The following is a 25,276-nucleotide window of genomic DNA, read 5'->3' as shown; positions in this document are numbered from 1 at the left end:
GGTCGGGCCGCGGCGCCGGATCCGCGCGTGGCTGACGCCGCACGCGACGCGTGTCCGCGCGCGGTGGGACGCGATCCACTAGGTCGAGTCGCGGATCACCAGTGACGGTTCGAAGATCCGGGACGTCGGCGGCAGACCGGGTTGCGCGACGTGGTCCAGCAGCAGCTCGGCCATCGCGGCGCCCATCTCCTCCACCGGTTGCCTGATGGTCGTCAGCTTCGGGCGGCACGCCAGGGCCGCGCTGCTGTCGTCGAAGCCCACCACCGCGACGTCACCCGGCACCGTCCGGCCACTGGCCTGCAGGACGCCCAGCGCACCCTGTGCCATCAGGTCGTTCGCCACGAAGACGCCGTCGAGGTCCGGGCGGGTCCTCAGCAGTTCCGCCATGGCCTCCTCGCCGCTGGCGAGGGTGAAGTTGCCCGCCACGTTCGGGACGTCGTCGCCCGCGATCCGGCGGAAGCCCGCCAGGCGTTCCTGGCTCGCGGGCACGTCCCGCGGGCCGGAGATGGACGCCAGCCGGGCGCGGTCGCGGTCCAGCAGGTGCCACGCCGCCAGCTCGCCGCCCTTCTTGTGCTTCATGTCCACATACGACAGTGCCTGCGTGGTGCCCGCGAACACCACCGCGGGCAGGCCGGCCACCGCGAGCATCAGCGGCAGGCGGTCGTCCGGGTGGGTGGTCACCAGCAGCGCACCGTCGGCGCCGCCCTGCCGCAGGTGGGAGACGACGTCATCGCGGGCGGCGTCGTCGTCGGCCAGCATCAGCAGCGGGTGCGTGCTGTGCCTGCGCAGGTAGTCGACGACCCCGCTGACCACGCGGCCGAAGAACGGGTCACCGAACACGTCGCCGCCCGCACCGGACACGACCAGCGCGACCGCGCCCGTGCGGCGGGTGACGAGCGAGCGGGCCACGCGGTTCGGCGTGTACCCGGTCTTCTCGATCGCCCGCCGCACGGCCTCCTGGATGTCCCGGTCGACGTTGCGGATGCCGTTCACCACCCGCGACACCGTCGCGCGCGACACTCCCGCGACCCTGGCCACGTCCTCCAGCGTCGGCGTCCGCCCCGGCGTGCGTGCACTCATGCGGCGATCGTACGGGAGAGCGCTCTCCAAGGAGTGGGATCCGGCGCGAAGCACCTCATGGAGCGAATCCCGCGCAACCGGCCACCACCACGACGTCAGCGCTGGTAGACGCCCAGCTCGTACAACGAGTACCCCCAGCCGGTGCCCCGCCCGGTGCCGTACAGCCGCACGTACCGGCCGGACGCGGTGACGTCGATGGCGTCCACGCCGCCGTCAGCGGTGGTCGTCGAGTACACCGTCCGCCAACCGCTGCCGTCGTCCGACACCTGGAGCTCGTACGCACGCCCGTACGCCGCCTCCCACACCAGCTGCACGTGCTGGAACGTGGTCACCGCGCCGAGGTCGACCGACAGCCACTGCGGGTCGCTCCAGTCGGACGCCCAGCGCGTGGTGAGCGAGCCGTCGACCGTGTTCGACGGCGGGAACGGCGCCCCGTCCCCCACCTGCTGGTAGGACGACGCGGTCGTCGCCTTGCCGCGGGCCACGTTCGTCCCGTCCGGTGTCGGCGCCACGACCCGGAACGACCGCGTCTCGATGCCGACGTTGCCGCGCCCGTCACGGGCGTACACGTACACCTTCCACACGCCCAGCCGGTCCGGCGCGCGCACGGTGAACGGTCCCCCGCCGGTGAACGACGCGGGCACCAGCGCACCGGCGTTGTCGATGTACTTGCTGTTCAGCCGGATGTCGTAGGAGATGGCGTCACCGTTGGGATCCGACGCGGCGACGTCGATCGTGAACGTGCCGCCCGCCGGCACGTCCGTGACGCGCGAGAGGTCCATCCGCGAGATCACCGGCGGCGTGTTCCCGCCCGGGTTGCCGCCGAACGCGGCCGCGACCGAGTAGTACGACAGCCGCTTCTCGTTGCCCGGCACCAGGTTGAACCACACGCCACCGAAGTCCTGTTCGGTGCCGTAGTGGAACAGCGTGCCGCCGAGCGCGACCCCGGTGTGCGACATCAGGCAGTTCCACGCGTTGCGGTACCCGTCGCGTTTGGCCACGTCGGACGGTTCGGTCGGCACGCCGTTGACGTCGTCCGGCACCTCCCACTCACCGGCGGGCCCGCCCTCGGTGAGGATGTACGGCTTGGTGTACCCGCCGGCCTGCCAGTCGTCGCGCACCTGGCACACGGCGTTGTACGCGTTCACCGCGTACAGGTCGAGGTCGGGTGCGTTCGCCTTGTAGTACGGCCACGCGCCGGTCCACGCGTCGGTCGAGGTGACCGGGTGGTTCGGGTCGATGCCGTGGATCGCGCGTGCCACGTCGTTGACGAACCGCGTGTACGCGTTGCGCTGGTTCTCCAGCTCCGCGCCGGAGAAGCAGTTCTGCATGCCCAGCACGGACTCGTTGCCCACGTTCCACATCAGCACACCGGAATGTCCTTTGTAGACATTCACCCAGCGGGTGAACTCGGCGAGCATGTTCGACTTGTAGGTCGAGTCGGTCACGTAGTTCACGCAACCGCCGCTGCCGGGTCCGCCGCCCGGCTGCAGCCAGAAACCGGCGATCACCTTGATGCCGTTGGCGGCGGCCGCGTCGAACAGCGGGGCCGACGTGCCGTCGGTGCCCCAGGTGCGCACCGTGTTGACGCCCATGGCCCGCAGGTCCGGCATCCGCGCGGCGGCCTCGGAGATCGGTGGCCCCCAGGTCAGGCCCTTGACCTGGAACGGGGCGCCGTCGACGGTGAGCTGCCAGTTGCCGTGCGAACCGGTCACGCGGACCACGCTCGCGGCGGCGGCCGCGGGTTGCGCCGCGACCGTCAGCAGCCCGGCGAGCAGGGTCAGAACGAGCGCGAGAGCGCGCTTCATCGCTACTCCTCAGCAGGGTTCTCGGAGTGGGTTCGGAGAGCGCTCTCCCACTCGGTTCTGAGTGTTGCGGGCAGGTTGCGGGCATGTCAAGGGCAACCTTGACACCGCCAGCTACGCTCATGGGAGAGCGCTCTCCCTCGCCCTGCCGAGGAGGAGTACACAACCGATGAGACGACATCTCGCGCTCGCGGCGACCGGACTGGCCGTCGCGGCACTGCTGAGCACACCCGCGGCTGCCGAACCAGCGGACGACGTGACGCACCACGAGTTCCAGGTGAACTGCGATGTCACGCACCGGCTGCCCGACGACCCGATCGTGCTGCCGAACCTGCCGGGCGCGTCGCACGAGCACAGCTTCACCGGCAACACCACGACCAACGCGTACACGACCCTGCAGTCGCTGCAGGCCGCGGGTGTCGGCGCCACGTCGTGCCTCGCGCCGGACGACTTGTCGGCGTACTGGTTCCCGACGATGTTCAACGGGAACACTCCGGTGATCCCGAACTTCAAGCAGGTCATCTACTACAAGTCCGGGATCGAGCGCTACCAGGACGTGCGGCCGTTCCCGCCCGGCCTGCGCTACGTGGTCGGCAGCCCGAACTCGACCCTCGACGAGTTCCGCAACCACCCGGGGCGGGTCGAGGGCTGGGAGTGCGGGAACAGCTTCTTCAACTGGGACTTCCCCGCGAACTGCCCGGCCGGCACGCAGCTGAACGTGCGGTTCCAGGCCCCGAGTTGCTGGAACGGCACACAGCTCGACTCCGCGGACCACAAGTCGCACATGGCATACCCGGTGAACGGCGTCTGCCCGTCCTCGCACCCGAGGCCGGTGCCGATGCTGGAGTTCAAGATCGCGTTCCCGGTCGACGGGAACATGAGCCAGGTCCGGCTGGCGAGCGGTCGTGGCTACTCGTGGCACTACGACTTCTTCAACGCGTGGGACGAGCCGACGCTCGCGGCGCTGGTGAGCCACTGCATCAACGGCGGCCTCCAGTGCGACCCGCGCGGGTTTGACCTGTACAAACCGCACCGCGGCCAGGTGCTCGGCGCGAACTACCGCCTGCCCGGCAGGCCGTGAGAGCCGGTCGCCGGCACTGGTCGTACCACATGACCGGTGCCGGTGACCGTTGCGGCGCAAGGGGTTGACGCGGCGGGAACGGGGTATTCCGGCGGGACGAAGGTCCCCAGAAAGGATCCCGCCATGCTCGCGATCCTCGCAGCGGTTCTGTTCGCCATCGCACTGATCATGGATCTGGCCGACGCCGCCACCGGCATCTCCGCCAGCGCGTTCGTCACCGCGGGCCTGCTCTGCCTGGCCCTGCACATGGCAGGCATCGGCACCCGCATGCCGGTCAGGAACGGCCGTCGCTGGTCGATGCGCCGCTGACCGCTGCGGCATCGGGGTGATGGCCCGGTCCTGCCGGGTGACCCCGTCCGTAACCGTGTCGCGCACGGGCTACGTTCCACGACTGTGCGACCCGACGTGATAGAGCAATCCCCCCTGCCCGACGGGCTGTGGCCCGCGCACGCCGCCGACGCGACCCGGATCGTCTTCCGTGGCACGGGATACGACGGTTCGGGTCGCGCGGCGGGCGGGTCGGTGTTCCTGCCGTTCGGGTCGCCGCCGCCCGGCGGCTGGCCCGTCATCAGCTACGCCACCGGTCTCGCACCGGGGCTGACCGTGCCGGAACGCGTACACGTCGCGCGGTGGCTCACCGCGGGGTACGCGGTCACGGTCGCCGACCACCACGGCAACGGCCCGCACTCGTACCTCAACGGCGAAGCCGTCGCCGACGACGTGGTGGACATCGTGCGCGCGGCCAGGAGAGCGGATTCCCACGTTGGCCGGACGTGGCTCGTCGTCGGGTTCTCGCGGGGCGCGCACGCGGCGTTGTTCACCGGCCTGGTGGCGAGCCAGTACGCGCCGGAGCTGGATTTCCGCGGCACGGTGGCGATCGCGCCACCGGTGCACCCGACGCTGCTCGCCGCCGAGCTGACCGCCGACGGCGGCAGCGGAGTGTCGCCGTTGATCCCGTTCCTGCTCGCCGGGGTGGGCGCGGAGTTCCTGACGCCGACCGGTCGCGTACTGGTGGCGCTGGCCGCGGAGGGCACGTTCGACGAGGTCGCCGAAGCGGCCTGGCACGTCACCAACGACGACGCCGGGTTCACCGGTCTGCACCGGCGGACCGGTGTCATGGCGGTGCTCGACGCGTGCCGGGTGCCGGTGAGCCGCATGGACCGGCCGGTGCTGCTGACCGGCGGCGACGACGATGACGTGGTGCCCGCGGACGTGGTGGCCCAGTACTACCAGCAGATGCGGCAGACCGGGGTGGACGTGCGGTTCGCCCGGCACGACACCACGCACCTCGGGTTGTTGCGGGCCGGGCTGGACGACATCGTCGCGTGGGCGCGGCGGCCCGGTTTCGGCAGGCGCGACGGTGACCGCGACGGCAGGCTGACGGGCGACGACTTCGCGGTGTGCGCGTTGCGGTTGGTGCAGGCGTGCGGTGAGCCGCCGGGTTCACCGGCGGCTCAGGCGGTGCGGCGGGGTTATGCCGCGCTGTGGCGGGAGGTCTCGGCGCGCTCGGGTGCCACGGTCGAGCTGCGGGAGTTCCTGCACTGGCTGGACGCCGGCCAGGCCGACGGGTTCGAGGCGGCGGTGCACGTCCTGGCCGAGGCGGTGCTGCACCTGGCGCGCAAGAGCGACTCGGTGACCGCGGCGGAGATCGCGGCCGCGGTCCGCGATCCCGGCCGCACGGACGACTGGCTGTTCGGCCAGCTCTGACGTGCGGCGTTGACTCTGGCGCCATTGTTGCGCCATCATGGCGCCATGGATCTGGCACCGTTCGCCGACGGACTGCGCAGGGAGTTCCTCGCCGCGGCGCAAGCTCGTGGCGACGACACCCGCGCGGTCGCCGAACAGCTCGTCGGCGCGCTCGACGCGGCCACCCGCCTCACGCTGCTCGAGGCGCTGACGACGGCGGCCGACGAGATCACCGGCGCGCTGGCGCCCGGGTCGGTCGAGGTGCGGCTGCGCGGGATGACGCCGGGTTTCGTCGTCACGATGGCGCCGGCCGAGCAGCCGGTGGCGCCACCCGTCCAGGAGGACGGGCCTGCCGCACGCATCAACTTCCGCCCGCCGGAGAGCCTCAAGAACCGCATCGACGCGGCCGCCGCCCGTGACGGGCTGTCGGTCAACGCGTGGCTGGTCCGCGTGGTCGGCGCCGCCCTGGCCGACGGCACACCGCCGCGGCCGGCCGGGAACGGCGACCGCCACCACACCGGCTGGGTGCACTGACAACTGGAGGGGACATGCCCACGTTCGCAACACCGGGGCCCGTGCGGGTCGACGTCGATCTCAGCCTCGCGGTCGGGAACATCGAGGTGGTCGCGAGCGACCGCGTGGACACGGTCGTCGAGGTGCGGCCGGGTGACCCGGCCCGCAAGGCGGACGTCCGTGCCGCCACGGAGACGCGGGTCGAGCACATCGGCACGAAGCTGCTGGTCGAGTTCACCCGGCACCGGCGGCACATGAACATGTTCTCCCGCAACGGTTCCGTCGACATCCGCATCGAGCTGCCCGCAGGCTCGGACCTGGACGCCGACGTCGCGGTCGGCAGCCTGCGGTGCACCGGCGCCATCGGCACGTGCCGCTTCACCACCCACCACGGCGACATCGCGGTGGAACGGGCAGGCGGCACGGTCGACGTGCGCACCGAGCACGGCCAGATCCGCGTCGACGAGGTGGCGGGCCCGCTGCGCGTCACGAGCGTCAACGGCGGCGTGCGGATCGGCCGCGCGGGCGCCGACGTGGAGGCCCGCAACGCCAAGGGCGCCATCCGGGTCGACGAGGTGACGCGCGGGTCGGTGGTGCTGACCACGGCGTCCGGCGAGCTGGAGGTCGGCGTCCGCGAGGGCACGGCCGCGTGGCTGGACGTCCGCACGGTCGCGGGCAGACTGCGCAACTCCCTGGAGACCACCGAGCGGCCCGCCGACGAGGAGGCCCGCGTGTCGGTCCGCGCGCGGACCTACGACGGCGACATCGTGATCAGGAGGGCGAGCTGATGTTCCCCACGACAGCCGTGCGGGCCGGGTGGCACCGCGGGATCATCGAGCTGCGTCAGACGTTCACCAACGCGCAGGAGCTGTTCGGCCAGCTGTTCTGGCCGGTGCTGCTGCTCGTGGCGCTGTTCTTCATGCGGGACAGCGAGTTCTCGGACACCGGCATCAGCCTCGCCGCGCTCGCGCTGCCCGGTGTCGTCGGCATGACCATCGCGTTCAACGGCATGATGGGCATGAGCGGCTCCCTCGCCATCGACCGCGAGGACGGCACCCTGTTGCGCGCCAAGGCGATCCCGCACGGCATGGTCAGCTACCTCGTCGGCAAGGTCGTGACGGTCACCGGCTGGGTGGTCGCCGGTGTCCTGCTCCTGTTGGTACCGGGTGCTTTCCTCGTCGGCGACCTGGCACTGGGTTCGGCCGGCGCGTGGCTGACGCTGACGTGGGTGGTGCTGCTGGGTGCGACGGCGATGCTGCCGATGGGCGCGGTCCTGGGGTCGCTGATCGCGAACCCGCGTAGCCAGGGACTCGTGATGCTGCCGCTGTCGGGGCTGGCGGCGATCTCGGGCATCTTCTACCCGATCACCGCGATGGCCGGCTGGCTGCAGGTGGTCGCGCAGGTGTTCCCGGTGTACTGGCTGGGCATCGGCCTGCGGTCGGCGCTGCTGCCGGACGAGGCGGCGGCGGTCGAGCTGACGGGGTCGTGGCGTGCCGTGGAGACCGTGGCCGTGCTGGGGGTGTGGGCCGTCGCCGGGCTGGTGCTGGCACCGGTGGTGCTGCGCCGCATGGCGCGCCGCGAGTCCGGTTCTTCGGTCGCGGCCCGGCGCGAGAAAGCCATGCAGCGCATCGGTTAACGTGCCGGGTGCCGCTCCGCCGCAGCGGCCGCGCGCGACCGGTCGTCACGCGTGTGCGTGCGCAGTGCGGGTAGCGCGACCAGCAGCGCGAGGCCCGTGCCGATGCCGCCGACCAGGAACGCGCCCGCCGGGCCCACCAACCCGATCAGCGGGCCCGCCGCCACATAGGCCACCGCCGAGCCGAGTTGTGCCGCGGTCGCCACGGCGCCGAACGCGCGGCCCAGCAGGTGGCGGGGCGTGATGCGCTGCACCAGCGTGTCCGTCGCGACGTTCTCCGTGCCGTTGCCCATGCCACCCACCGCCTGCGCGACGGCCACCGCGACCAGCGTCGGCAGGAAGGCCGTCGCGATCGCACCCGTCGACACCAGGCCGATGCCGCCGATCAGCAGTGCCGCCGCCGACCGGGTACCCAGTACGAAACCCAGCAGCGCGGACGCGGCCAGCATGCCGACGCCGTACGCGGCCTGTGTCAGCCCGAAGTCGGCGGGTGAGCCACCCAGCCCGGTCACGAGGAACACCAGCGCCACGTTGTCGATCGCCGCGAAGGACACCACCAGGAACAGGGACACCACCAGCGCTCGCGGGCCCGGTGTCGTGGCCACGAAGCGCAGGCCGGCCACCGTCTCCGCCCACAGTCCGGTGTGGACACCCGTCGGCGTGAGCGCGGGCAGGCGGGTCAGGATCAGCGCCGAGACCACGAACGTCAGCGCGTTGACGGCGAACGCGACCCGCGCGCCACCCAGCTCCACGGCCAGCCCGCCGACCGTGGGGCCGACCGCGAGCTGGATGTTGAACGCCATGCCCAGCAACGCGTTCGCCCGCCCGAGACCAGCTTCCGGCACCAACGCGGGCACCGCGCTGCGACCGGCGGGCACGAACGCCGTCGCGAAACCGCCGCCCAGCAACACGAACGCGAGCAGCACCGGCAGCGGCGGCAGGAACACCGCGAGCAGCGCGAACACCGCCGCCTGCCCGAGCTCGCACACGGCCATGAGCCGCCGCTGGTCGAGCCGGTCGGCGAGCGCGCCGGCGACCGGGCCGAGGAAGCGGGGCAGCGCGATCGCCAGCAGCACGAGGCTGACCGCGGTGGCGCCGTGGGTCGTGGCGTAGAGGACCAGTGCGGTGCGGCCGATCCCGTCACCGGCGAAGGAGACGGCACGCGACCACCAGAGCACGCGGAAAGGCATGCCGCACAGGTTGCGCGCCACGATGGGGCACGACCATGATTTCGGGTACCGCCGAAACGGAGAGCGATGGCTGTCACGTTCCGCCTCACCACGACCACGACCTGCCGCTGGGCGATCTCACCGCTGCGGGAGACGACCAGCGCCGTGCGGCTGCTGACCCACCCGGACCGGCAGGGCTACCACCAGCCGTGGCTGCGTGCGGTGGCACCGGCGCTCGACGAGCTGGACCTGACGCCGTTGCTGCAGGTCATGCGGTTCACCTACAACCCGGACTTCCTGATGCCGCCACCCGATGGCCCCGGCCCGGCGATCGCCGACGAGCTGGCGCTGGTACGGCGCACGCCGGTCGCCCGGGTGCGCGCGGAGCTGTCGCAGTGCCTGCACACCCAGCACGGCCGCCGCCTGCCGCCGCCCGCGCAGGCGCTGGTGGACCACCCGCTACGGGCACGCGCGCTCCTGGCCGACACCCTCGAGGCGTGCTGGGAGCGGCTGATCGCGCCGTGGTGGCCGCGGCTGCGGGACGTGCTGGCGGGCGACATCGCCTACCGGACCGGTGTGCTGGCCGACAGCGGGCTCGCGGCGGTGCTCACCGACCTGCACCCGAGCGTCGCGTGGGACGACCCGGTGCTGACGGTGGAGGTCGGCGCCGACGGGCACCGCGAGGTCGGCGAGGCGGGTCTGGTGCTGATGCCGAGCACGTTCGAATGGCCGCACGTCGGTGTGATGATGGACGAGCCGTGGCTGCCGACGATCGACTACCCGGCACGCGGGATCGCCGCGCTGTGGGCGCCGCGGTCCGACCCGCCCGCCGCGCTGGCCAGGCTGCTCGGCCACACGCGGGCGGTGCTGCTCGCTGCGCTCACCGAACCCACGTCGACGACCGGCCTCGCGCGCCGCTGCGGGCTGCCGAACAGCACGGTCAGCGAGCACCTGACGGTCCTGCGCGACGCCGGTCTCGTCGCCACCCACCGCGTTGGCCGCTGGCTGCGGCACACGCGCACCCCGCTCGGCACGCAGCTCACCGGTGGTAGCTGAGCAGCACCGAGCGGCCGTCGAACGTCCTCGTGTCCGCGAGCCACAGGTCGAACCGCTCGGCGAACGGGAACACCTGCTTGCCGCCACCGAGGACGACCGGGTGCACGACGATCTGGTACTCGTCGATCAGGTCGTGCTCGGCGAGCGCGCCGGCCAGCCGCGCGCCGCCGGTCAGCACCATGTCCTTGCCCGGCTGGGCCTTGAGCGCACGGACCTCCTGCTCGACGTCCGTCGCGACACGGGCGTTCCAGCTCAGTTCGGTCAGCGTCGTGGAGAAGACGACCTTCGGCATCCGCCGCCACACCTTGGCGAAGCTCAGGTTGTGCGGGTGGTCGGAGATCTGGTCGGCGGTGGGCCAGTAGCTCGCCATCAGCTCCCACACGACGCGGCCGTACAGGAACGTGTCGGCCCGCTCGTGCAACGTGTCCGAGTACGCGCTCAGCTCCGGGCCCATGGCCGGCCAGTCGAACTCGCCGTTCGGGCCCGCGATGAACCCGTCGACCGAGGTGTGGACCCAGTAGACGACCTTGCGCATGTCCTCGCTCCTTCTTCCCGGTGGTTACGGGAACAGGTCGGAGCGGGCGCGGGGTTCTCTACATCAGCTGGCGAACTCGGCCATGACTTTCTCGCGCAGCGTCTCGGACTTGCCGGAGTCGGTCGCGGTGATGACGACGACCAGCTCGTGTTCGAGGTCGACGACCACCTGCTGCCCGTCGAACCCGATCGCGGCGAACGCCTTCGGAGCGCCGGGGTCGAGCCACCAGCCCGCGCCGTAGTGGTCCGCGGTGGTGCTGGGCTCGCGGCTGTAGTCGATCCAGTCCTCGGGCAGGATCCGCTGTCCCCGCCATTCGCCACCGAGGCGGTACAGCTCGCCGAACTTGGCGTAGTCCAAGGGGGTCGCGGCCGCGCCGTACCCGCCGAGCCAGTTCCCCGCGTCGTCGAACGACAGCGTGACGGTCATGCCGAGCGGGTCGAACAGCTCGCGTTCCAGGTAGTCCCGCAGCCCGGCGCCCCCGCCGCCGACCACGTCCTGCAGGGCCCGCGCGAGGACGAACGTGCTGCCGGTGCTGTAGAGGAAGGTGGTGCCCGGTGGCGTCTTGAGGGGCCGCGCGGCGGAGAAGGCGGCCGTGTCCCTGCTGCGCGTGGCGGCGGCGATGTCGGTGTCCTCGTGCCACTCCAGCCCGCTCGACATCCGCAGCAGGTGGTCGGCGGTGATCCCGGCCCTCGGGTCGCCGGGCGGCCACTCCGGCGCGCGGACGGGGGTGTGCACGGCGAACTTCCCGTCCCGCACCAGCAGTCCGGTCGCCGCGGAGGTGATGCTCTTGGCGACCGAGTACGACGGCATCAGCGCGTCGGCATCGTCCGCCGGGTTCGGGCTGTACCGCTGGTAGACGAGTTTCCCTTGGCGGATCACGACGATCGCCCGCACGCGCAGCGGGCCGCCGTCGGCGAACGCGGTGTCCACGGCCTCGTCGACGGCTTTCCTGTCGACGCCGTCCGGCCATTCGCCGGCGGGCCAGTCGCCGGTCGGCAGGCCGGGGGTCCCGGTGGTCTCGCCGGGTGGTGACGGCGGTGGCGATGCCGTGCAGCCCGCCACGAACACCGACAGAGCCAGCACGACGACCGCGCGACGCCACCCCATGCGAGGACGGTACCGCTCGGTAGCGGTCGTGGACCTGTCCCGCACCATCGGGGTGCTGGTCGAGCTCAGCCCTGCTGCAGCGAGGGCGGGAGCGTGAAACCGTCCGGGCCGGGCGGGAAGTCGTGCGCGGCGACCACGGCCGCGGCCGGGATCGGGCCGTACACGTGCGGGAACCACGGGCCGCCCGGGATCGGCGGCGAACCCGGTTCCCAGCGCAGCGGCACGTCGAGCTTCGCCGGGTCGACCTCGAGCAGCAACAGGTCGGTGCGGCCCGCGTACAGGCGGTCCGCGGGCAGGTGCACGGTGCCGGGATCGGAGCAGTGCACGAAGCCCTCGGTCTCGAGCGACGGTGCGGTGACCGGCTCGCCCGGCCGGTACGTGGCGCGGTCGGTGATGTGGAGGATCACGCGCACACGCTAACCGGTGGGCCCGCCCCCCGGACAGGCCCACCGGTCACACTGACGACTGTGCCCTTGCGGCGTCGCACGGCGCGGACGAAAACGTTGAATGTGCTGGTAGGGGCGCCGGTGGCCCGGACAGACCCGGGCCACCGGCGGGGGCGGCCGAGCCCGAGTGAGCCGTCTCGGTCTCGGCCTGGAACGACCACCGGAGTGGTCGTTGGTCTCAAGGTGGGAGTGGGTTCGGGCCGGGATCTGGGGTCGTGTGGCCCGAACCCACTCCGTCCGGTCAGCCGCCCGTTGACGGCGGTTCGGCGCCGCTGGGGGGCACGGCGGTTGCGGCGCCGAGGGCTGGGCTGCCCGGAGTCGTGGTGACGGCGTCCTCGACAGTGGGTGCGCTCGTCGGGTTCTTCCTCGTCGTGCTCGGCTTCGCCGGTCTGCCCGCCTCGGCAGGCAGCTCGATGGTGCCCGGCAGCTCGGGGAGGCTGGGGCTCCCGTTGCCGGTCGACGGCTTGCCAGGCGGGGTCGCGGGCTTGCTGCCCGGTCCCGTGGGCTCGCCCGGTTCGGCTGACGGGCTCGGCGTGGCGGTCTCGACCAGCTCGCAGTAACCGGGGACCTCGTCTTTGCCGCCCGCGGCCTCGACCAGTGCGCCGAACGCGGGGTTGTCGAGGTCCGTGACGTCGTGCACGTACGCCTCGCAGAGGCCGACGATCGCCGGGTCCGGATCCGCGGGTGGCTGCCTGCCCTCGGAGGGGTGGGCACCGGACGAACTCCGCGCCGGTGGCGTGGCGGAGGTCGCGGTGGTCCCGGTGGTCCCGGTCGGGACGGGCGGGCCGCCGGGGTTGTTCGACCACGGCATGGGCAGCGCGCCATCGTTGGCGGCGAGCACGATCCCGGTCGAGCCCGCGATGACCAGGACGACCGCGGCCTTGACGGTGAGCGCCTTCACGACGGCCTTGCGGAACACCGGCTTCCTGCCGGGCACGGCGGTGCCGGTGGCGGCCATGCGGAACGCGGCGACCGCGGCTTCCTCACCGGCCAGCTCGTACCGGTACACGGGCGCGGCGGCCGCACGCAGCAACGCCGCGACCGGCCCGACGCCCTCGCCGGCAACCAGGTGCTCGGCGGCGTCGCGGTCCATGCGTGGCGATCGCTGAATGCTCATGACGTCTTCCTAGGCGCCCGCTCGCCCGCAGATGTCACACCGGTGGCCGCGACCTGCCGGTCGCCGGTCTGGTCGAGCCGCTCACCGAGCTTGCGCAACCCGCGCCACACGGCGGTCCGGACCGCGCCGGGCCGCTTGCCCATCACCGCCGCGACCGCCTGCGCGTCGAGGCCCATCACGACCCGCAGCAGCACGGCCTCCGCCTGGTCGCGGGGCAGGGTGGCGATCAGCGCGATGGTGGCGTTGGTCATGGTGTGCGTGATGGCCTGTTCCGCGGTGTCGGTGCGGTCCGGCAGGTCAACCAGCACGTCCGAGGACAGCCCCGCCACCGGCCGCCGCTGCGCGCGCCGGATGTGGTCGAGGGCGCGGTGTCGGGCGATGGTCGCCGCCCAGCCGCGGAACCCGCCGGCACCGTCGTCGCGGAAGGTGCGGATGTCGCGGGCGATCTGCAGCCAGGCCTCCGCCGCGATGTCCTCCGCGTCCTGCACGGGCACCAGGCCGCGCAGGTACCGCAGCAGACCGGGCTGTACCTCCCGGTACAGCAACCGGAACGCCGCCTCGTTCCCGCCCCGTGCCGCCCGCACCATCGCGGACAGGTCAGCCGCCGCCTGACCAGTCACTCAGCAAACCTCGACTCGACGTAGATGGACCCCGCCAGTGTTGGCGCACGGTCCACCGGAAACGTCACACGGGCGGCAGCGCGGGGTTGGTGGTCGCGCCGGTGCTGGCGCTGCCGACCTGGGCCTCGTACTTGGCGAGCACGCCGGTCCGGTGCGGGTTCTCCGGCGGCCGCCACGCGGCGGCGCGCACGGTGATCTCCTCGTCGGGCAGCTCGACGTCCATGCGGCGGGCGGCGACGTCGATCGTGATGGTGTCACCGTCGCGCACGGCCGCGATCGGCCCGCCGCGCACGGCCTCCGGTGCCACGTGCCCGACCATGAAGCCCCTGGTCGCGCCACTGAACCGGCCGTCGGTGAGCAGGGCGACGTCCGAGCCGAGGCCCGCGCCCATGAGCGCGCCGGTGACCGCGAGCATCTCCCGCATGCCGGGCCCGCCCGCGGGCCCTTCCGCGCGGATGACGACCACGTCACCGGCCCTGATCTGCCCGGCGAGCACCGCGGCCATCGCGGCCTCCTCGCCGTCGAACACCCGCGCCGGGCCGCGGTGGTAGTTCCGTTCGTGGCCGGAGAGCTTCACAACCGAGCCGTCGGGGGCGAGGTTGCCGCGCAGGATCGCGAGCCCGCCGGTGGGCTTGAGCGGCCGGTCCAGGGGCAGGACGACCTCCTGGCCGTCGGTCTCGGCGGCGTCGCGGGCGGCCTCGCCGAGCGTCTGCCCGGTGACGGTCAGCGCGTCCGGGTCGAGCAGCCCGCCTTCGAGCAGCCTGCGGACGAGCAGCGGCACGCCTCCCGCCGCGTACAGGTCGGTGGCGACGAACCGGCCGCCGGGTTTGAGGTCGCAGATCAGCGGGGTCTTGGCGCTGATCTCGTCCATGTCGTCGAGGTCGATCGCCACGCCCATCTCGGCCGCGACCGCGAGCAGGTGCAGCACCGCGTTCGTGGACCCACCGGACGCCGCGACGGCGGTCATGGCGTTGCGGATGGACTCGCGGGTGATCACGTCCCTCGGCCGGATGCCCGCGGCGAGCACGTCCATGGCGAGCCGTCCGACCTGTTCTGCCACCCCCGGCTTGCCGTCGTCCTCGGCGGGCACCATCGCCGAGCCCAGCGGGGACAGGCCCATCACCTCGAACACCATGGCCATCGTGTTGGCGGTGAACTGCCCGCCACACGCCCCGACCCCCGGCGACGCGGCGGCTTCGAGTTCGTTGAGCTCGTCGTCGGTGATCCGCCCGGCGGAGTGCGCGCCGACCGCCTCGAAGACCTCCTGGACGGTGACGTCCTTCCCCTGCCAGCAACCGGGCCGGATCGAGCCGCTGTAGAGCAGGACGCTGGGCAGGTCGAGGCGCGCCATGGCCATCACGACGCCGGGCAGCGTCTTGTCACAGCCTGCGATGCCGACGAGCGAGTCGAAGCAGTGCCCGCGCGCGACCAGCTCGATCGAGTCGGCGATGACCTCCCGCGACACCAGCGAGGTCCGCATGCCGGGTGTGCCCATGGTGATGCCGTCGGAGATCGCGATGGTGTTCAGCTCCATCGGCGTGCCGCCGTTCTCCCGCACGCCGTTCTTCACGGCGGCGGCGAGCGTGCGGTGCGTGAAGTTGCACGGCATGGTCTCGGTCCAGCAGTGCGCCACCCCGACGAACGGCCTGCCCAGCGCGTCGTCGTCGTAGCCCATGCCTTTGAGCTGCGCCCGGGCCCCGGCCCTGGCGGGCCCTTCGACGAGCGCACGCGAACGATGCCGGAGCTCCATGGACGCCTCCCCACAGTGGACGGGTCGTCTCAACCGTAGAGCCCTCGCGCGTCGCCGGCACGCCTCCGGAGCCCTCGACGGCGGTCTCGGCGAGGTGGCCGGGGAGCTGTCGGGCGGAACCGTGGCGCCGACCGGCCTAGCATCGGCGGATGGAGTTGCGGCAGATCGAGCACTTCCTCGCCGTGGTGCGGCATTCCGGGTTCACTGCCGCGGCGCAGGAGATCCACATCGTGCAGTCCGCACTGTCGGCGTCCGTGCGCAAGCTCGAGCACGACCTCGGTGCCCCGCTGTTCGAACGCACCAGCCGCGGTGTCCTGCTGACCGAGGCCGGGCACGCGTTGCTGCCGGTCGCGCACCGGCTGGTGGCCGACGCCGTCGCCGCGCGCGGTGAGGTGGCCGCGACCATGGGTCTGGCCAGGGGCCGGGTGTCGATCGGCACCATCCAGGCGCTCACCATGGTGGACCTGCCGCGCGAGCTGGGTGAGTTCCGGCGCCGCCACGACGGCATCCAGATCCACGTGCGCGACGGTCTCGTGCCCGCGCTCGCGCAGGCCGTCGCGGGCGGCGAGCTCGACCTCGCGTACCTCGCCGCGGACGGGCCCCTGCCTGCCGAACTCGCGGTCTTCGCCACCTGGCGCCAGAAGCTCGTGCTCGTCACGCACCCCGGCCACCGGCTCGCGGGCAGGCAGCGGGTGCGGCTGTCCGAACTGGACGGTGAACCGTACGTCGACCTGCAGGGCAGTGGCATGCAGACGATGGTGCGCCGCCGGTTCGCCGACGCGGGGCTGCGCCTCAACGCCGTCTGCGAGGCCACGCACATCCCGCTGCTGCTCGAACTCGTGGCCGCTGGGCTCGGCGTCACCGTGGTGCCGCAGGGCGTCGCGGAACGGGCCGGGCTGCCGTTCGCCACCGTGGCGAAGAGCGACCTGACCCGCACGATCTACCTCGCGGGCCGCTCCCCCGTCCCGTCGAACCCCGCGGCGCGGGCGTTGCTCGCGCACCTCACGAGCCAGCAGCCCACCACCACGAGGAACAGCAACAGCGGCACCCACCCCGCGAGCCCGGCGAGCGCCGCCAGGACGAACACCCGGGCGGCGAAGGCCAGCAGCAGCCGCCCCGGGTCGTCCTGACTTCCGCGCATGCCATCAGTGTTCGCGCCGGTGGGCCGCCGGTCCAACGCTCGTCCGCGCTGCGACCCATCGACGGAATCGATGGCCGGGGCGGCCGCCACCACGCGTCTGTCGCGCGCTGATCCGCTCAGCTCACCGCGAACAGCAGCGCGGCGCTGACCAGGACGAGGACCGCGGTCGCGAAGTGGATCCCGTAGGCGACGGCCTTCGTGCCGCCGTTGCGCAACACGACAACGGTGTCCCCCAACGGGTTCAACGCCACGACGAGCATGAACCACGCGCCGGCCCGCGCGCCGACGAACGCGAGCAGCGCCAGCCCGAGCAGGCCGTAGCTGCCGTCGCGCAGTCCCTTCACGGTGAGGAAGGCGCGTTCGGTCGCGGGCACCCCGTAGCCGGCGGCCGCGGCGCGCGGGACGAAGAGGAACCGCAGCCCGACGAACAGGACGAGCAGGTCGAGCGCGATGGCGAGCCCGTAGGCGAGGTAGGTCATGACGTCTCCAGATCTAGCAACGCTAGGAACGTTGTCGACGCTAACATAGCGGCGACACCCGTTCTAGCAGTGCTAGCCTCAGGAGCATGTCGATACAGGCGCGCCGCGAGCGCGAGCGGGCGGAGCGCGAGAAGCTGATCGTGACCGCGGCCCGCGAGCTGGTCGAAACCGAAGGCTGGGACGCGGTGACCACGCGCAGGCTCGCGGAGGAGGTCGAGTACAGCCAGCCCGTGCTGTACAGCCATTTCAAGGGCAAGGACGCGATCATGGCGGCGGTCGCGCTGGAGGGCTTCGCCGACCTGGCCACGGAGCTGCGCGCCGCGGCGCCGTCCGGCCTGGCGGCGGTCGCGACGGCCTACACGTCGTTCGCCGAACGCCGCCCCGCCCTGTACGACGCGATGTTCAGCCAAGCCGTCGACCTGCCGTTCGCGAGCCCCGCCACCCCGGCCGCCCTGCACGCCGGGTTCGACGCCCTGTCCGACGCGATCCGCCCCCACGTGGGCGACGACGACCTTGGACTGCTGACGGAGACGTTCTGGGCCGCACTGCACGGCCTGGCCACCCTCACCCGCGGCGGCCGCCTCCCCCGCGACGCCCACGACGAACGGCTGACGATCCTGCTGTCGCGTTTCACGACCTAGACCTCAGGACGGCCTCTGGTGGTGTCCCGAAAGACGCTTTCGGGTCATTGAGCGTCCTGAAAGCGTCTTTTCGGGGCATGGGATGCCGCTGGTTCGGCGTGCGGGGGTGGGCCTGGCGGGTGAGGATCGGCGGGTGCTCGACATCAGTGGGGTGACCTGGGCCGTCACCATCGGACTCATCGTCCTGTTGCTCGCCGTGGATCTGGTGGCCGCCGGGGTGCGGCCGCACCGGGTGGGGTTTCGGGAAGCCACGGCCTGGTCGGTGTTCTACGTGCTCGTCGCCGTCGGGTTCGGGGTGTGGTTCGCGCTCGCCTACGGGGGTGAGTTCGGGACCGAGTACTTCGCCGGGTACATCGTCGAGAAGAGTCTCTCCGTCGACAACCTGTTCGTGTTCGTCATCATCATGACCACCTTCGCGGTGCCCGAGGAGCACCAGCACAAGGTGCTCACGTTCGGGATCGTGCTCGCCCTGGTCATGCGGGCGATCTTCATCGCGCTCGGAGCCACGCTCCTTTCCTTGTTCTCCTTCATGTTCCTGCTCTTCGGATTGTTGCTGATCTTCACCGCCGTCCAGCTGTTCCGGCACCGGGACGAGGATCCGGACGTCGAGGACAACGTCATGGTCAAGGCCGCGCGCCGGGTGCTGCCCGTGACCGACGAGTACGTGGACGGGAAGCTGGTCACGAAGGTCGACGGGCGCCGGATGGTCACTCCCCTGCTGGTGGTGCTCATCGCGATCGGCAGCATCGACCTCCTGTTCGCGCTCGACTCGATTCCGGCGGTCTTCGGGGTCACCGACGAGGCGTACATCGTGTTCGCGGCCAACGCGTTCGCCCTGCTGGGGCTGCGGGCCCTGTTCTTCCTCGTCAAGGGATTGCTGGACCGCCTCGTCTACCTCTCCACCGGCCTCGCGCTGATCCTCGCGTTCATCGGGGTCAAGCTGATCCTGCACTGGGCGCACGTGGACATCGACGAGCGCGTTCCCGAGATCCCGACGCCGCTCAGCCTCGGCGTGATCATCGCCGTGCTGGCGGTCGTCACCGTCGCGAGTCTCGTCAAGACGCGCAACGACCCCTCGGCCAAGGCGCACCCCGGGTCCCTGCGGGCGCACCGGCCGGGCGACCGTGACCAGCCAACCTGAGTGATCAGCTCACCGTCCGGCCAGGTCGGGGAGCTGCCGGGCGACGTCGGCCGGTGCGGGCAGGCGGGCGATCTCGTCGGCCAGCGCGCGGGCGGCGGCGCGGTGGCCTGCGCCGATGGCCGCCGCGCTGTCGGCGATGGCGGCCACGTCGTCGACGGTGATGGCGGCCCCCGCTTCGGTGAGTGCGGCCGCGTTGGCGAACTGGTCGGCGCCCTGGGGCAGGACCAGCTGCGGCACTCCCGCGGCGAGGGCGCCGAGGGTGGTGCCGCTGCCGCCGTGGTGGACGACGAGGTCGGCGTGCGGGACGAGGCCGGCCTGCGGCAGCCACTTCCGGACGGTGACGTCAGCGGGCAGCGGCCCCAGGTCGCGCGGGTCGACCCGGCCGGTGGCGACGACGACCGGTCTCCCCAGTTTCGCGAGGCCGTGGATGGCGGTGGTGAGCAGCTCGGCGGTGCCGAACGCGGTACCGAGGGTCAGGTAGATCAGCGGGCCGTCGAACGTCTCGCCGGGCTCGGAGAACGGCACCGGGCGCAGCGGGACCGTCCGTTCAGCCGCGAGGAAGTCCTTGTCCTGTATGGACGGTGGGCAGATGTCGAGGTGCACGCCACCCGCTGGTCGTTCGAGGCCGATGCCGTCGGGATACCTGCGGCCGAAGCCGTGCCAGAGGCCGGGGATGCCCGCTTCGCGGGCGGCCGTGGCGGCGCCGGGGAGGCCCCATTCGTGGATGACGAGGTCGGGACGCAGGCGGTCCAGTTCGGGGGCGAGGTCCTCGGCGTAGATCTCGTAGAACGAGTCCGCGGGGCGGAAGGGGTTCAGGCCGTTGGCGGCCAGCGGCGGGTGGACCTCCGCACCGGCGGCGAAGTGCACCTCGTGCCCGGCGTCCCGCGCGGCGACGGCGAGCGGGATGAGCGGGTAGGTGTGCCCCACGGAGGCCAGACTCGCGAACAGGACGCGCATGCGCGTCAAACTACGCGGCGCACCCCCTGCTCCGACGGTCGTTTCGCGTTCAGCGAAGCGGCCTCACCGCCGCAGCTCCTGCAGCTTGGTCTTCACCCCCTGCGCGATCAGGTGGAACGCCTCGGGGTCGCCCTTGAGCACGGCCTCGGTGACGGCCTTCATCTGGTCGAACGTGGCGTGCGGCGGGATCGGCGGCACCTCGGGATCGCAGTGGATGTCCAGCACGACCGGCCGGTCGGCGATGAGCGCGTCCGCCCACGCGGTGCCGACGTCACCGGGCTCGGTGACGGTGACGCCGCCCAGGCCGAGAGAGCGGGCGAACGCGGCGTAGTCGACGTCCGGCAGCGTCTGGGACTCCTCGAACTTCGGCGCCCCGCCCATGGCCCGCAGCTCCCACGTCACCTGGTTCAGGTCGTTGTTGTGGAACACGCACACCACGCACCGCTGGTCGTCCCACAGGTGCCGATAGTGGGCGATCGTGATCAGCTCGGCCATCCCGTTCATCTGCATCGCGCCGTCGCCGACCAGCGCGATCACCGGGCGGTCCGGGTGGGCGAACTTCGCGCCGATCGCGTACGGCACCCCGGGGCCCATCGTGGCGAGCGTGCCCGACAGCGACGCCAGCATGCCCTCGCGCAGCTTGAGGTTCCGCGCGTACCAGTTGGTCGACGAACCCGAGTCCGCGGTGACGATCGCGTTGTCCGGGATGCGGCGCGACAGCTCCGACACGATCCGCATCGGGTTCACCGGCCGTGCGTCCACATCGGACTGTTCGGCCATCGTGGACCACCAGCCGGCGACGTCCTTCTCGACCTTCTCCCGCCAGGAGCGGTCTTCCTTGCGGGACAGCATGGGCAGCATCGCGGTCAGCGTCGCGGCCGCGTCGCCGACCAGGTTGACCTCGGTCGGGTACCGCATGCCGATGAACCGGCCGTCGATGTCGATCTGCACCGCCCGCGCCTGCCCGAACTCCGGCAGGAACTGGCTGTACGGGAAGTTCGACCCGATGATCAGCAGCGTGTCGCAGTCCCGCATCAGCTCGAAGCTCGGCCGGGTGCCGAGCAGCCCGATCGAGCCGGTGACGTACGGCAGCTCGTCGGAGAGCACGTCCTTGCCCAGCAACGCCTTCGCCACCCCGGCGCCGGTCAGGTCCGCCAGCTCCCGCACCTGCTCCGCCGCGCCGCGGGCGCCCTGGCCGACGAGGATCGCGACCTTCTCCCCCGCGTTCACCACCTCGGCGGCGCGCGCGAGCTCGCGCTCCGGTGCCACCGGCGCCGCCCACGCCGTGCCGGGGGCGCTGGACGGGACGTGCTTGAACGCGTGCTGGGGCGGTTGGTAATCGCTCTCCTGCACGTCGTTCGGGATGATCACGGCGGTGGGCGCGCGGTTGGCCTGCGCAACCCGGATGGCGCGGTCGATCGCGTTCGGCAGCTGCTCAGGGACGTTCACCTCGACCAGGTAGTCCGAGGCGACGTCCTTGAACAGCGACTGCAGGTCGACCTCCTGCTGGTAGGAGCCACCCATGGCACTGCGTGCGGTCTGGCCGACGATCGCGACCACCGGCACGTGGTCGAGCTTCGCGTCGTAGAGACCGTTCAGCAGGTGGATCGCGCCGGGTCCCGAGGTGGCCATGCACACGCCGGTCCGGCCGGAGAACTTCGCGTAGCCGACCGCGGCGAACGCGGCCATCTCCTCGTGCCGCACCTGCACGAACCGCGGCTGGTTGTCCGCCTTGCCGAACGCGGCGACCAGGCCGTTGATCCCGTCGCCCGGATAGGCGAACACCTGCCGCACGTCCCAGTCCCGCAAGCGCTCGAGTACGTAGTCAGCGACTGTCTGTGCCATGCCCGACGGCTACCCGGCACGCCGGGAGCTACACCCCGTGCCGCCGGTCGCCCAGCACCAGCTCCGACACCCGCGCCTCGGACCGCGCCGAGAACGGGTCCCGGTAGGCGGCGACGGCCGCCTTGGTCTCCTCGGCGACCAGGTCGGCGTTGATCTGCGCGCCGGCACCCGCCCCCGCGGCGGCCGACGGTCCGACCTGCGCGCTCAGGTCGGTGACGTTGCCCGCGACCCACACGCCCGGCACGTCGGTGCGGCCGGCCGGGTCGGCGGGCAGGTGCTCGCCGACGCCCATCGGGTGCGGCACCGGGTGCAACCCGAGCCCGGTGAGGAACCCGGCCCTGGCCACCATGCGCGTCGCGACCGCGACCACGGTGCGAGCGACGACCGTGCCGTCCGCAAGCCGCACGCCGGTGATCCGGTCGTCCTCGACCACCACGCCCGCGACCTCGCCCGCCACCACCCGGACGCCCCGCGCGGCCAGCTCCTCCGCCTGCTCGGCCGAGGGCGGCGCGGTGTGCGAGAAGAACGTGACGTCGGCGGACAGCTGCCGGAACAGCTGCGCCTGGTGCACGGACATCGGCCCGGTCGCCAGCACACCGATCGCCTCGTCCCGGACCTCCCAGCCGTGGCAGTACGGGCAGTGCACGACGTCCTTGCCCCAGCGTTCCCGCAGTCCCGCGATGTCCGGCAGCTCGTCGACGAGCCCGGTCGCGACCAGCAGGCGGCGGGCGGAGAGCGTTCTCCCGTCGGTCAGGGCCACGACGAACCGCGCACCGTCCCGCGTCACGTCCGCCACCTCGCCGGGCAGGATCTCGCCGCCGTAGCCGACGACCTCGTCCCGGCCGCGGGCCAGCAGCTCCGCGGGCGGGGTGCCCTCCCTGCCCAGCAGCCCGTGCACCCCCTCGGCGGGCGCGTTGCGCGGTCTGCCCGAGTCGACCACCACCACCGACCGCCGGGAACGGGCCAGCAGCAGTGCCCCGTTCAGCCCGGCCGCGCCGCCGCCGATGACCACCACGTCGTATTCGGTCACGTTGACCACCTCCGCGACCACGATGCGGCCTGGGCCGCTGCGGTGGCAACCTACGTTGCCGAAGTGGCAAACTGGTCGTCATGGACGATCTGGACCAGGCACTGGACTCGGTGGGCCCTCGGCTGCGTGCGCTGCGCAAACAGCGGGAGACGACGCTGGCCGACCTGTCCACGGCGACCGGCATCTCGGTGAGCACGCTCTCCCGGCTGGAGTCGGGTGCCCGCAGGCCGACGCTCGAGCTGCTGTTCCCGCTGGCGAAGGCGTACCACGTGACGCTCGACGAGCTGGTCGACGCGCCACCCACCGGCGACCCGCGCGTCCACCTTCGGCCGGTGCAGCGCGGCGGGATGACGATGCTGCCGCTGACCCGCCGCGCGGGCGGCATCCAGGCGTACAAGCTGGTGATCCCCGCCGAGAGCGGCAGGAGGAAGCCGGACCCGCAGACACACGAGGGCTACGAGTGGCTGTACGTCCTCAATGGACGACTGCGGGTGATCCTCGGCGAACACGACTTCGTGATGGCACCCGGCGAGGCAGCCGAGTTCGACACCCGCGTACCGCACTGGTTCGGCGCGGCGGACGGTGAACCCGTCGAGTTCCTGAGCCTGTTCGGCAAACAGGGCGAACGCGCGCACCTGAGAGCCCGCCCGAAACAGGGCTAGAGCACGCCGTTGTCGCGGGCGTAGATCGCCGCCTGTGTGCGGTCGCGCAGTCCGAGGCGGCCGAGGATGCGCGAGATGTGGTTCTTCACCGTGCCCTCGGACAGGTACAGGCGCGCGGCGATCTCCCGGTTCGTGGCCCCGGACGCGATCAGCCGCAGCACCTCGGTCTCCCGCCCGGTGAGCGGACCGGTGGAACGCGGGGTCAGCGCCGCCGCGACGTGTTTCGCCGCCGCGTCGTCGAGTTGGGTGACGCCGGCGTGGGCCAGCCGCACGGCCTCCGCCAGCTCCGCGGCGGGCAGGTCCTTCAGCAGGTACCCGGCCGCGCCCGCGCGCAGCGCCTGCACGACGTACTCCTCATCGTCGAACGTCGTCAGCATCACGACCCGGCACGACGGCGCCCGCTTCGCGAGCACGGCGGCCGCGTCCACGCCGTCCATCTCCGGCATCCGCACGTCCATCAGCACCACGTCCGGTGTCAGCGCCAGCACCCGCTCGACCGCCTCCCGGCCGTCGGCCGCCGTGCCGACCACCTCGATGCCCGGCTGGATGCCGAGCAGCGACGCGATGCCCTCGCGGACCAGCCGCTGGTCGTCGACCACGAGGACCCGCACGGTGCTCACGGGACCAGCACCGTCACCGACGTGCCCGCGCCCGGCCGACTGTCCACAATGCACTCACCACCGACCAGCGCGGCGCGTTCCCGCAAGCCGAGCAGGCCGAAGCCCGCGCGGTCGGCGGACGGGTCGAAGCCGCGGCCGTCGTCGGTGACGACCAGGCGGGTGCCCGCCGGGTCGTAGGTCACCGTCACCGACACCGCGGTGGCCGCGCCGTGCCTGCGTGCGTTGGTGACCGCCTCCTGCGCGGCGCGGTGGAGCGTGGTCACGGTCGCCTGGTCGAGGTCGCGTTCGGCGCCGTCGATGTGGACCGTCACGCGGTCGTCCTGCCCGGCCAGCTCGGTGAGCGCCGCGCGCAGGGTCACCGGCGCGGAACGCAGTGCGCCGACCGAGGTGCGGACGTCGCGGAGCGCGCGCTGCGCGGAGTCGCGGGCGTCGGTCAGCGCCTGCTCGGCGGCGGCCGGGTCGCGGTCGCGGAACGCGGACGCCTTCGCCAGCTGGATGGCGATCGCGGTGAGGTGGTGGCCGAGGCTGTCGTGGATGTCGCGGGCGAGCCGGTTGCGCTCGGTCACCGCCGACAGCTCCGCGATCCGCGCGGCCGCGCGCCGCTCCCTCGTCGCGACCTCGGCCATGGCGAGCGCGAGCACGAGGCCCATGCCGAACATCAGCAGGTCCGACAGGTGGGTCGCGTCGCGGTACCAGCCGGGCACCCACACGGCGAAGCCGCCAGCGAGCAGCGCGAGGCACAGCCCGCCGAGGACCAGACCCGCGGTCCTGCCGAACGTCAGGTACGCGGTGAACGGCACCAGCACGAACAACGCGCGGGACAGCCCGGACTCGTCCAGCGCCGCGACCGAGGAGAACAGCGCCAGCCGCGCCACGAGGAACACCACGGGCGCACGGTCGAGACGGCGTTCGACCACGTCGAGCGCGAACAGCGCCGCCATGCCCGCCACGAAACCGGCCAGCCGCGGCGGGTTCCCGTCACCCAGCCCGGCGAGCGCGTAGTACAGACCGGCCGCCAGGACGATCCCGTAGACCGCGCCGGACACCCACCGGAAGCTCGTCACCAGCCGAGGCTACGGCGTGCCACGCACCCGTGTCATGAGCCGGAAGGCACATGACCTCCGGCGGCCGGTCCTGGCCGCACGGCACTTCCCCCGGCCCA

26 protein-coding genes are annotated in these 25,276 nt (G+C 72.2%); 11 read left to right on the top strand and 15 right to left on the bottom strand.

What is annotated here, in order from left to right:
- Window positions 1-78: 78 nt before the first annotated feature.
- On the bottom strand, window positions 79-1,080 hold the full coding sequence (locus FHR82_RS18345; protein ID WP_184811689.1) for a LacI family DNA-binding transcriptional regulator: 1,002 nt from the start codon (window positions 1,078-1,080) through the stop codon (window positions 79-81).
- A gap of 95 nt (window positions 1,081-1,175) precedes the next feature.
- Window positions 1,176-2,888 (bottom strand): discoidin domain-containing protein, encoded by a 1,713-nt coding sequence (locus tag FHR82_RS18340; protein ID WP_184811688.1) that lies wholly within the window; start codon window positions 2,886-2,888, stop codon window positions 1,176-1,178.
- A gap of 166 nt (window positions 2,889-3,054) precedes the next feature.
- On the opposite strand from FHR82_RS18340, the gene FHR82_RS18335 reads away from it, so the two are divergent.
- The 6 genes from FHR82_RS18335 (at window position 3,055) to FHR82_RS18310 (ending at window position 7,801) form a co-directional block, all read left to right on the top strand.
- Window positions 3,055-3,966: a DUF1996 domain-containing protein gene (locus FHR82_RS18335; protein ID WP_184811687.1), complete on the top strand. Its 912-nt coding sequence runs from the start codon at window positions 3,055-3,057 to the stop codon at window positions 3,964-3,966.
- A gap of 123 nt (window positions 3,967-4,089) precedes the next feature.
- The gene (locus tag FHR82_RS18330) at window positions 4,090-4,275 is read left to right on the top strand and encodes a hypothetical protein (protein ID WP_184811686.1); all 186 of its coding nucleotides are present in this window, start codon (window positions 4,090-4,092) and stop codon (window positions 4,273-4,275) included.
- 96 nt (window positions 4,276-4,371) lie between these two features.
- Entirely contained in the window at window positions 4,372-5,673 is a 1,302-nt protein-coding gene (locus tag FHR82_RS18325) for a lipase family protein (protein WP_184811685.1), read from the top strand.
- A gap of 45 nt (window positions 5,674-5,718) precedes the next feature.
- Window positions 5,719-6,186 carry a hypothetical protein gene (locus tag FHR82_RS18320; RefSeq protein ID WP_184811684.1) on the top strand — a complete coding sequence of 156 codons (468 nt, stop codon included), beginning with the start codon at window positions 5,719-5,721 and terminating at the stop codon, window positions 6,184-6,186.
- A 14-nt stretch (window positions 6,187-6,200) separates the two neighbouring features.
- On the top strand, window positions 6,201-6,953 hold the full coding sequence (locus tag FHR82_RS18315; RefSeq protein ID WP_184811683.1) for a DUF4097 family beta strand repeat-containing protein: 753 nt from the start codon (window positions 6,201-6,203) through the stop codon (window positions 6,951-6,953).
- Window positions 6,953-7,801 carry an ABC transporter permease gene (locus tag FHR82_RS18310; protein ID WP_184811682.1) on the top strand — a complete coding sequence of 283 codons (849 nt, stop codon included), beginning with the start codon at window positions 6,953-6,955 and terminating at the stop codon, window positions 7,799-7,801. The genes FHR82_RS18315 and FHR82_RS18310 overlap by 1 nt, the downstream gene beginning before the upstream one ends.
- On the opposite strand, the gene FHR82_RS18305 is transcribed toward FHR82_RS18310, so the two are convergent.
- Complete coding sequence (locus tag FHR82_RS18305) at window positions 7,798-8,988, bottom strand: MFS transporter (protein WP_184811681.1); 1,191 nt, start codon at window positions 8,986-8,988, stop codon at window positions 7,798-7,800. The two genes, FHR82_RS18310 and FHR82_RS18305, sit on opposite strands and share 4 nt — an antisense overlap.
- Before the next feature lie 66 nt (window positions 8,989-9,054).
- On the opposite strand from FHR82_RS18305, the gene FHR82_RS18300 reads away from it, so the two are divergent.
- On the top strand, window positions 9,055-10,023 hold the full coding sequence (locus FHR82_RS18300; protein WP_184811680.1) for an ArsR/SmtB family transcription factor: 969 nt from the start codon (window positions 9,055-9,057) through the stop codon (window positions 10,021-10,023).
- On the opposite strand, the gene FHR82_RS18295 is transcribed toward FHR82_RS18300, so the two are convergent.
- From FHR82_RS18295 to ilvD, 6 genes are all read right to left on the bottom strand, one after another.
- Window positions 10,007-10,558 carry a dihydrofolate reductase family protein gene (locus FHR82_RS18295; RefSeq protein ID WP_184811679.1) on the bottom strand — a complete coding sequence of 184 codons (552 nt, stop codon included), beginning with the start codon at window positions 10,556-10,558 and terminating at the stop codon, window positions 10,007-10,009. The two genes, FHR82_RS18300 and FHR82_RS18295, sit on opposite strands and share 17 nt — an antisense overlap.
- Before the next feature lie 63 nt (window positions 10,559-10,621).
- Entirely contained in the window at window positions 10,622-11,665 is a 1,044-nt protein-coding gene (locus FHR82_RS18290) for a serine hydrolase domain-containing protein (RefSeq protein WP_184811678.1), read from the bottom strand.
- Between the two features lie 65 nt (window positions 11,666-11,730).
- A complete protein-coding gene (locus FHR82_RS18285) occupies window positions 11,731-12,072 on the bottom strand; it encodes a DUF952 domain-containing protein (RefSeq protein WP_184811677.1) in 342 nt (113 codons plus the stop codon).
- Window positions 12,073-12,352: 280 nt separating this feature from the next.
- Window positions 12,353-13,228, bottom strand: coding sequence for a hypothetical protein (locus FHR82_RS18280; protein ID WP_184811676.1), 876 nt, complete (start codon window positions 13,226-13,228; stop codon window positions 12,353-12,355).
- Window positions 13,225-13,848 carry an RNA polymerase sigma factor gene (locus FHR82_RS18275; protein WP_221463991.1) on the bottom strand — a complete coding sequence of 208 codons (624 nt, stop codon included), beginning with the start codon at window positions 13,846-13,848 and terminating at the stop codon, window positions 13,225-13,227. The genes FHR82_RS18280 and FHR82_RS18275 overlap by 4 nt, the downstream gene beginning before the upstream one ends.
- A 64-nt stretch (window positions 13,849-13,912) precedes the next feature.
- Window positions 13,913-15,598, bottom strand: a complete 1,686-nt coding sequence (ilvD, locus tag FHR82_RS18270) for a dihydroxy-acid dehydratase (RefSeq protein ID WP_184811675.1) — start codon at window positions 15,596-15,598, stop codon at window positions 13,913-13,915.
- A gap of 149 nt (window positions 15,599-15,747) precedes the next feature.
- Between ilvD and FHR82_RS18265 the strand changes: the two genes are divergently transcribed.
- Entirely contained in the window at window positions 15,748-16,728 is a 981-nt protein-coding gene (locus tag FHR82_RS18265; protein WP_184811674.1) for a LysR family transcriptional regulator, read from the top strand.
- Between the two features lie 127 nt (window positions 16,729-16,855).
- Here FHR82_RS18265 and FHR82_RS18260 read toward each other — a convergent pair whose 3' ends face one another.
- A complete protein-coding gene (locus FHR82_RS18260) occupies window positions 16,856-17,218 on the bottom strand; it encodes a DUF4267 domain-containing protein (protein WP_184811673.1) in 363 nt (120 codons plus the stop codon).
- Window positions 17,219-17,304: 86 nt separating this feature from the next.
- Between FHR82_RS18260 and FHR82_RS18255 the strand changes: the two genes are divergently transcribed.
- Entirely contained in the window at window positions 17,305-17,859 is a 555-nt protein-coding gene (locus tag FHR82_RS18255; protein WP_184811672.1) for a TetR/AcrR family transcriptional regulator, read from the top strand.
- Between the two features lie 133 nt (window positions 17,860-17,992).
- Entirely contained in the window at window positions 17,993-19,000 is a 1,008-nt protein-coding gene (locus tag FHR82_RS18250) for a TerC family protein (RefSeq protein WP_184811671.1), read from the top strand.
- A gap of 9 nt (window positions 19,001-19,009) precedes the next feature.
- Here FHR82_RS18250 and FHR82_RS18245 read toward each other — a convergent pair whose 3' ends face one another.
- The 3 genes from FHR82_RS18245 to FHR82_RS18235 all read right to left on the bottom strand — a co-directional run bounded on the left by FHR82_RS18245 (window position 19,010) and on the right by FHR82_RS18235 (window position 22,832).
- A complete protein-coding gene (locus FHR82_RS18245) occupies window positions 19,010-19,957 on the bottom strand; it encodes a glycosyltransferase (RefSeq protein ID WP_184811670.1) in 948 nt (315 codons plus the stop codon).
- Between the two features lie 63 nt (window positions 19,958-20,020).
- Window positions 20,021-21,802 (bottom strand): thiamine pyrophosphate-requiring protein, encoded by a 1,782-nt coding sequence (locus FHR82_RS18240; protein ID WP_184811669.1) that lies wholly within the window; start codon window positions 21,800-21,802, stop codon window positions 20,021-20,023.
- Window positions 21,803-21,830: 28 nt separating this feature from the next.
- Complete coding sequence (locus FHR82_RS18235; protein ID WP_311771152.1) at window positions 21,831-22,832, bottom strand: NAD(P)/FAD-dependent oxidoreductase; 1,002 nt, start codon at window positions 22,830-22,832, stop codon at window positions 21,831-21,833.
- 80 nt (window positions 22,833-22,912) lie between these two features.
- On the opposite strand from FHR82_RS18235, the gene FHR82_RS18230 reads away from it, so the two are divergent.
- Window positions 22,913-23,494: a helix-turn-helix domain-containing protein gene (locus tag FHR82_RS18230; RefSeq protein WP_184811668.1), complete on the top strand. Its 582-nt coding sequence runs from the start codon at window positions 22,913-22,915 to the stop codon at window positions 23,492-23,494.
- Here FHR82_RS18230 and FHR82_RS18225 read toward each other — a convergent pair.
- Both FHR82_RS18225 and FHR82_RS18220 read right to left on the bottom strand, forming a co-directional pair.
- Window positions 23,491-24,114 (bottom strand): response regulator, encoded by a 624-nt coding sequence (locus tag FHR82_RS18225; RefSeq protein ID WP_184811667.1) that lies wholly within the window; start codon window positions 24,112-24,114, stop codon window positions 23,491-23,493. The two genes, FHR82_RS18230 and FHR82_RS18225, sit on opposite strands and share 4 nt — an antisense overlap.
- Complete coding sequence (locus tag FHR82_RS18220) at window positions 24,111-25,178, bottom strand: sensor histidine kinase (protein WP_184811666.1); 1,068 nt, start codon at window positions 25,176-25,178, stop codon at window positions 24,111-24,113. Before FHR82_RS18220 ends, FHR82_RS18225 begins: the two co-directional genes overlap by 4 nt.
- Window positions 25,179-25,276: the final 98 nt, after the last annotated feature.

The organism is Actinophytocola algeriensis, assembly GCF_014203735.1.
Lineage (GTDB): Bacteria > Actinomycetota > Actinomycetes > Mycobacteriales > Pseudonocardiaceae > Actinophytocola > Actinophytocola algeriensis.
The sequence above is the reverse complement of the archived record's forward strand: the minus strand, read 5'-3'. Positions and strand labels throughout refer to the sequence as shown.

Excerpts from the sequence above, each read along its gene's own strand:
- FHR82_RS18295 (WP_184811679.1), bottom strand. The coding sequence starts at position 10,558 with ATGCGCAAGGTCGTCTACTGGGTCCACACCTCGGTCGACGGGTTCATC.
- FHR82_RS18310 (WP_184811682.1), top strand. The coding sequence starts at position 6,953 with ATGTTCCCCACGACAGCCGTGCGGGCCGGGTGGCACCGCGGGATCATC.
- FHR82_RS18265 (WP_184811674.1), top strand. The coding sequence starts at position 15,748 with ATGGAGTTGCGGCAGATCGAGCACTTCCTCGCCGTGGTGCGGCATTCC.
- FHR82_RS18260 (WP_184811673.1), bottom strand. The coding sequence starts at position 17,218 with ATGACCTACCTCGCCTACGGGCTCGCCATCGCGCTCGACCTGCTCGTC.
- FHR82_RS18230 (WP_184811668.1), top strand. The coding sequence starts at position 22,913 with ATGGACGATCTGGACCAGGCACTGGACTCGGTGGGCCCTCGGCTGCGT.
- FHR82_RS18340 (WP_184811688.1), bottom strand. The coding sequence starts at position 2,888 with ATGAAGCGCGCTCTCGCGCTCGTTCTGACCCTGCTCGCCGGGCTGCTG.
- FHR82_RS18280 (WP_184811676.1), bottom strand. The coding sequence starts at position 13,228 with ATGAGCATTCAGCGATCGCCACGCATGGACCGCGACGCCGCCGAGCAC.
- FHR82_RS18335 (WP_184811687.1), top strand. The coding sequence starts at position 3,055 with ATGAGACGACATCTCGCGCTCGCGGCGACCGGACTGGCCGTCGCGGCA.
- FHR82_RS18305 (WP_184811681.1), bottom strand. The coding sequence starts at position 8,988 with ATGCCTTTCCGCGTGCTCTGGTGGTCGCGTGCCGTCTCCTTCGCCGGT.
- ilvD (WP_184811675.1), bottom strand. The coding sequence starts at position 15,598 with ATGGAGCTCCGGCATCGTTCGCGTGCGCTCGTCGAAGGGCCCGCCAGG.
- FHR82_RS18345 (WP_184811689.1), bottom strand. The coding sequence starts at position 1,080 with ATGAGTGCACGCACGCCGGGGCGGACGCCGACGCTGGAGGACGTGGCC.
- FHR82_RS18315 (WP_184811683.1), top strand. The coding sequence starts at position 6,201 with ATGCCCACGTTCGCAACACCGGGGCCCGTGCGGGTCGACGTCGATCTC.
- FHR82_RS18330 (WP_184811686.1), top strand. The coding sequence starts at position 4,090 with ATGCTCGCGATCCTCGCAGCGGTTCTGTTCGCCATCGCACTGATCATG.
- FHR82_RS18290 (WP_184811678.1), bottom strand. The coding sequence starts at position 11,665 with ATGGGGTGGCGTCGCGCGGTCGTCGTGCTGGCTCTGTCGGTGTTCGTG.
- FHR82_RS18245 (WP_184811670.1), bottom strand. The coding sequence starts at position 19,957 with ATGCGCGTCCTGTTCGCGAGTCTGGCCTCCGTGGGGCACACCTACCCG.
- FHR82_RS18240 (WP_184811669.1), bottom strand. The coding sequence starts at position 21,802 with ATGGCACAGACAGTCGCTGACTACGTACTCGAGCGCTTGCGGGACTGG.
- FHR82_RS18300 (WP_184811680.1), top strand. The coding sequence starts at position 9,055 with ATGGCTGTCACGTTCCGCCTCACCACGACCACGACCTGCCGCTGGGCG.
- FHR82_RS18320 (WP_184811684.1), top strand. The coding sequence starts at position 5,719 with ATGGATCTGGCACCGTTCGCCGACGGACTGCGCAGGGAGTTCCTCGCC.
- FHR82_RS18255 (WP_184811672.1), top strand. The coding sequence starts at position 17,305 with ATGTCGATACAGGCGCGCCGCGAGCGCGAGCGGGCGGAGCGCGAGAAG.